The organism is Siphonobacter sp., from assembly GCF_048595215.1.
Taxonomy (GTDB): domain Bacteria; phylum Bacteroidota; class Bacteroidia; order Cytophagales; family Spirosomataceae; genus Siphonobacter.
This window is the reverse complement of record NZ_JBMDWJ010000056.1, coordinates 1-5319: the sequence shown is the minus strand read 5'-3', so window position 1 is coordinate 5319 and position 5319 is coordinate 1. Positions and strand designations below refer to the sequence as shown.

At 43.7% G+C, this 5319-nt stretch carries 6 protein-coding genes and 1 tRNA gene; 2 read left to right on the top strand and 5 right to left on the bottom strand.

Going from position 1 to position 5319, the window contains the following annotated elements:
• Window positions 1–206: 206 nt before the first annotated feature.
• The 3 genes from rpsO to ACOJTG_RS03580 all read right to left on the bottom strand — a co-directional run bounded on the left by rpsO (window position 207) and on the right by ACOJTG_RS03580 (window position 2494).
• Window positions 207–482 carry a 30S ribosomal protein S15 gene (gene rpsO / locus ACOJTG_RS03590; protein WP_420152553.1) on the bottom strand — a complete coding sequence of 92 codons (276 nt, stop codon included), beginning with the start codon at window positions 480–482 and terminating at the stop codon, window positions 207–209.
• 58 nt (window positions 483–540) lie between these two features.
• Window positions 541–2019, bottom strand: coding sequence for an LptF/LptG family permease (locus ACOJTG_RS03585; protein WP_420152552.1), 1479 nt, complete (start codon window positions 2017–2019; stop codon window positions 541–543).
• Between the two features lie 85 nt (window positions 2020–2104).
• Window positions 2105–2494, bottom strand: coding sequence for an START-like domain-containing protein (locus ACOJTG_RS03580; protein WP_420152551.1), 390 nt, complete (start codon window positions 2492–2494; stop codon window positions 2105–2107).
• Window positions 2495–2646: 152 nt separating this feature from the next.
• On the opposite strand from ACOJTG_RS03580, the gene ACOJTG_RS03575 reads away from it, so the two are divergent.
• Window positions 2647–2720, top strand: a tRNA-Met gene (locus tag ACOJTG_RS03575).
• 461 nt (window positions 2721–3181) lie between these two features.
• Here the strand turns inward: ACOJTG_RS03575 and holA are convergent.
• Both holA and ACOJTG_RS03565 read right to left on the bottom strand, forming a co-directional pair.
• On the bottom strand, window positions 3182–4201 hold the full coding sequence (gene holA / locus ACOJTG_RS03570) for a DNA polymerase III subunit delta (RefSeq protein WP_420152550.1): 1020 nt from the start codon (window positions 4199–4201) through the stop codon (window positions 3182–3184).
• A gap of 9 nt (window positions 4202–4210) precedes the next feature.
• A complete protein-coding gene (locus ACOJTG_RS03565) occupies window positions 4211–4810 on the bottom strand; it encodes an ACP phosphodiesterase (RefSeq protein WP_420152549.1) in 600 nt (199 codons plus the stop codon).
• A 142-nt stretch (window positions 4811–4952) separates the two neighbouring features.
• On the opposite strand from ACOJTG_RS03565, the gene ACOJTG_RS03560 reads away from it, so the two are divergent.
• The coding region (locus ACOJTG_RS03560) for an FKBP-type peptidyl-prolyl cis-trans isomerase (protein ID WP_420152548.1) at window positions 4953–5319 on the top strand (367 nt) is incomplete at its 3' end.

Below are 5319 nucleotides of genomic sequence, written 5' to 3'. Positions count from 1 at the left end.
CATCTGAATGGAGGAACCGCTTTCAAGAGGTTAACCAGACGGTTAATCTGGTTTAGTATTGTTTAACTTCGTTTTCCGCTTTCTATTATGTAAGAGTAAAAAAAGGGGAAGAAGTAACCTGCTCGTCGAAGAAAAATTTTCAGGACAAACGCAAAACAAGTCAGGGAATTCACAAAAAGGAATTCCCTGACTTGATAATCAACCGATTATTTACGGAGACCTAATTCAGCAAGAATTGCCCGGTAACGGGTAATATCTTTTTTGTGTAGATAGTCGAGCAGACGACGACGCTTACCTACCAATTTCAACAGACCCGCACGGGTAGCGTAGTCTTTTTTGTGTACTTTCAGGTGCTCAGTTAATGAGCTAATCCGATACGTAAACAGAGCAATTTGCGATTCAGCCGAACCAGTGTCGGTTGCTGACTTGGCATGCCCCTGCGATTCAAAAATTGATTTTTTCTTGTCGGCAGTTAGATACATGTATTGCAGCTAATTTTAGTTGTGAAACGCAAAGATACTAAAAAACGGCTGGAAAGTTTTACATCGCTTCCCTTTTTTTCTTAAATAAGGACGTTCCTTCTTTCCAAGCCACAAATCGCTCTTTCAAACGGTTCAGAGCTATACGATATACGTCGGCTTCAAAAAGCCTTGAATCGTTGAGTGCTTTCGACAAGAAATAAATACCAAAACCTAGTAATACGAGATTTGACATCCAGGCAGCCAGAGGCACCCACATGGTCCCTTCCTTCGCGTATTTATCTCCCTGAATGGTGAGTACATACATTAAAATAAAGAAAATAATGGCTACCAATACGGGTAATCCAAATCCTCCCTTTTTGATGATGGCTCCCAGCGGAGCTCCAATCAGGAACATTACCAGACAAGAAATAGCCGTCGTGAATTTGTGATTCCACTCCAAATCATTTTTGTACATCGTTTTGCGACGATCGTACATGAGTAAATCGTCCGTTTCAATGGACGTCAAACGTGATTTGGCCGAACTCAAAGCGGAAGCTGTTAAATCACTGTTCTGTAAAGTGGCCGGTAATTTCTCGCGAGCGGTGATTAATGAGTCTACCCAAGTATTCGGCATTTTTTTGGCCGTTTCCCCCATCGTCTGGAAGTGGTAGGAATAGTACTGCGATGCCATCGTCACCATACTCTTTACAGCTAACTGATAATTCCGCCGTAACGAATCGCCATCATCCGACAACTGCCGAATAGATTTCATAATGGCGTGATTCTTGAACTGATCTTCATCCGTACGATTCATACTAAAAGACCGCATGTTGATGAATTTCTTGGTATGGCTGAATGAGTTTTTGGCGAAATCGCTCGTATTTCCATCTCCCGAAGATTTATCCACGTCTTCTACGTAATCGACGCCTTTAAATAATTCGAAGACCAGATACGTACCCCCCAGAATGGTATACGTCCGGGCTGAATCCGCTACGGTCACGTGACGATTGCCACTATTTTCAGAATGGTCGTAGATCAGAATATTCTTTAGCGAACCGTCGTCGTATTTCTTGGATATTTTTATACTGTAACCCGGAAGATCATTGTTAAAGACACCTTCTTTAAAGCTCAGCGTAGCCTTTGTAGTTTTGATATCCCATAGCAGACTGTATCCTTTTAGGTTAGCCCAGGGCTGGATCGTGTTATTGAACCACAGGATGAAGCCGGTAATGAAGACAATCACTAAGGAGATGGGACGAATCACCCGACCAACGGAAATTCCAGCACTCTTCACGGCGGTAAGCTCGGAGAATTCTCCCAAGTTTCCGAAGCACATGAGCGAGGAAAGCAATACGGCCAGGGGCATGGAAACGGGTACGACCATCAGGCCGAAATAGAAGAAGAGTCTACCGTAAATGTCAAACCCAACATCACGGCCCGCTATTTCATCAAAATAGAGCAGAATAAAGCGGGTTAGAAAAATAAATTCCGTTACCGCAAAGGTGACCAGAAAGGGTCCCCAGAAAGCTTTTAATACTAATTTATCTAATTTTCTCATGGCAACTCCGTCAATCAGGCACAAGTATAACCCGAAACAAATGGATTCATTTCCTAGCTAAGCCTGATTTAACAATTCCTAACAATCATCCTCCAACGACTTCCCGTAGCGTATCAATGAGTCCATCCCAAAGTGCTTGCAAGTCTTCTTCGTCCGTATTGTCGGAGTAATCGGTGATTTTCAAAAACGTCGAGTTGGTCAGATCGCTTTGATCCAGCCGAAACTCCATGTAATTGTGTTCTTGTTCATTCGCATCGGGCGTAAAATCGTATTTAATGCTTTTGTTCTGACGCATGGAAACGATTTTAGCCGGATGATTTTCTCCATCCCACTCAAAAATCATGGATTGGTTTGAACCTACGTTTACCTTGCTAGCAAACCACTGTTGAAGACCAGAAGCCGTACTAACGTAGGGGAAGAGCATTTTAGGAGAAGCCCGCAACTCATACTCGGTAACAAATTTATGCTTAGTCATAATTTTTTTTGTCAAAGACGTATGCCGTCAATTTACTCAAAATCAGTCCAGTATCAAGTGCGTCGCCGACACGGCCTGAAAAAATTTAAGTTTTTTTTTCACAAGATATGGATTTCGGCCGAAATACACATACTTTTGCACCACAAAAAAACGGCGGGGTAGCTCAGATGGTTAGAGCGTCGGATTCATAACCCGGAGGTCACGAGTTCGATTCTCGTCCCCGCTACAAAACCGGAGCAGTGAAAACTGTTCCGGTTTTTTCTTTTTACAATGTTAATTCCAGTCTTTTCTCCGAGCTGGCCAGTCGCGGATACGCTTTACTCTTCGTCCTAAGCGATCCGAAGGAATCCTGCTTTCTATTGCTGCACAATCCTCAGCAAGCAGGACAAATTCACCCCATTTTGTTCTGCTAAATCAGCCTGCTAAAAGAAATCTATTCCTTCAATTAAACGAACTGTGTACCCTAAGCCGCACTTTTACGCAGGTATCACCAAGGCACAGTTTTATTAATGACTTTCAACCCTAAATTGGGTTTATTAAATCCATAAAGTCTTGAAAATGAGCGTGTAAATTTCACAAACAATAGATAAAAAAGGTGATCTGCCATAGTGTCCGCTTAAAGAAAAAGCTACCCATTGCTGGGTAGCCTTACTTCGTTTAGGCCGATTGGACCAAAATTGAGATAAGTTAGTGTAAAATTTTAAATATCAGATCTTTAAGAATTATTTCCTCGCTTATTACCCCTACTTCTACGCCTTTGGACTGGGCATCGGCCTGTCTCAAATATTTAATCACGCTTACCGTTTTATCGAGCGAGAAATTGCGACTGGCCGTTACGTAATCTTTCGCAAAAAATGGATTCACACCCAGTGTACTCGCCAGATTACGTTCGCTTTTGTCGGCCGTTGCGTGGGTCAGTAAAAGTTTGCTAAAAAAATTAAAAAGAATGATCAGCGTAGGCTGAATAGGATTGTCTTTAGGGTTACGGGAAAAGTGATAGGCAATAAGATTGGACCGAGCCACATCCCGGTTTAATAAGGCTTTCTGCAATTCAAAATTGTTAAATTCCCGACTGACACCAACGAAGCGTTCGACCGTTTCAGCCTGGATTGATTCATCGGCTCGCAGATTCAGAATGATCTTATCCAACTCATTGGCAATTCGCTTTAAATCGTTTCCAATGAATTCGGATAACATTTGTAACGCTTTCGGAGAAATCTTTACGCCTTTTTCGTGACAGTAGGAGGCGATCCAGTCGGGGATCTTGTTGTCATATAACTTTTTGGAAGGAACGTATACTCCCTTTTTATCCCAAGCCTTCACCCAGGCCTTCCGTTCATCCACGTTCGACTTGAAACACAGAACCAGAATAGTGGAAGAGAGCGGGTTAACAATGTAATCTTCCAGAAAACGGACCGTATCCTTCGCATCGAGTCCCTGCATGTCCTGGGCTTCCTTCACCAAAATTAACTGACGGTCGGAAAGCATGGGAAAACGCTTGGCATAACTTAACAGCGTACCTACATTAATGTCTTTCCCGTAGAGCACGAACTGGTTGAAATCCCGGGCCGAAGCCGGCAAAGCATTTTCTTCCAGATACGAGGCAAGTTGATCCGTATAATAAGGTTCATCGCCCGCCAGTAGGTACAGCGGAGCATATTGATTCTTTTTTAATTCTTTCCAGACGGTTTCAAAAGTCTGAGGCATACTTGCTAATCAATTAATGGAAGATAGATAATCGAAACACCGCTGGCTTAAGTCGGGCCAGAACTCTTCGAAATCGGCTTTAAAAAACGCGTAATCCCGTTCCAGTTGCGTAATGCTTCGTTCAATGCCAGCAGCCGGAGGAAAGCGTCGGCCAATTCCCCGTAGCGACCATTCGATACCCTCCAAGGTGGCGTAGTTCGTAAACCAGTCGCGAGAAATCATGGATTGAACCGTGCTTTGCATGGATGCCGGTAGAAACGGACGGTACCGATCGACGGCTTCGTAAAATTGCTGAGCAAAAAGCGGAAGCGGGAGGACCGAATACGTCGCCCATTCGCGAGCCAGTACGTAATCATAGAACATATCGACCAGAATACCCGACAACAAGCCGTACTCATCGACGAGTCGGCTTTTGCTCCGCCGGGTTATGGGATGATGATCCGTAAAGTCATCGATAATCCGGTGCAATCGCACGCCCACGAGCATGTCCGTAGTAATGCCCGGCGGATGGTAGTTTTCCAGCCGTCCCTTCACAAACTCACCCAGCAAATTACCCACCTGCACGTCGGAGTTCGTTCCTGAAAGTAGCGTATGTGCCAGAAAATTCATGAATAAGGGATTATAAGCTTTTCTTTGGAATAGTTATTTGGGATACAAGGTTCACTCAAAACGGTCTGATAAAAAAATCTTTTTGTCAGTACTTTTTAATTACCCGGCGTATTTACGGTACGTTTGCAAAAAAACAACGCTCATGGAAATCACAAAAAACAAGGTAGTTCTTCTTACGTACGACTTATCCATCAAAGGTCCCGATGAGGAGGAATTTGAATTGGTAGAAGCCATTGGAGAAGACGAACCGATGGGCTATATACATGGAATGAGTGGCTATCCAGAACGGTTTGAAGACAATCTGGAAGGACTTAAACCAGGCGATACCTTTGATTTCTCGATTACACCTGATGAAGGATACGGACAACGGGATCCGGAAGCCGTCGTAGACCTTCCATTGGATGTTTTCCGAGTCAACGGAGAAATCGATCAGGAACTAATTCAGGTAGGCAATGTATTACCGATGACCAACGATGAAGGCCAGCAAATGAACGGCCGTATTGTAGAAG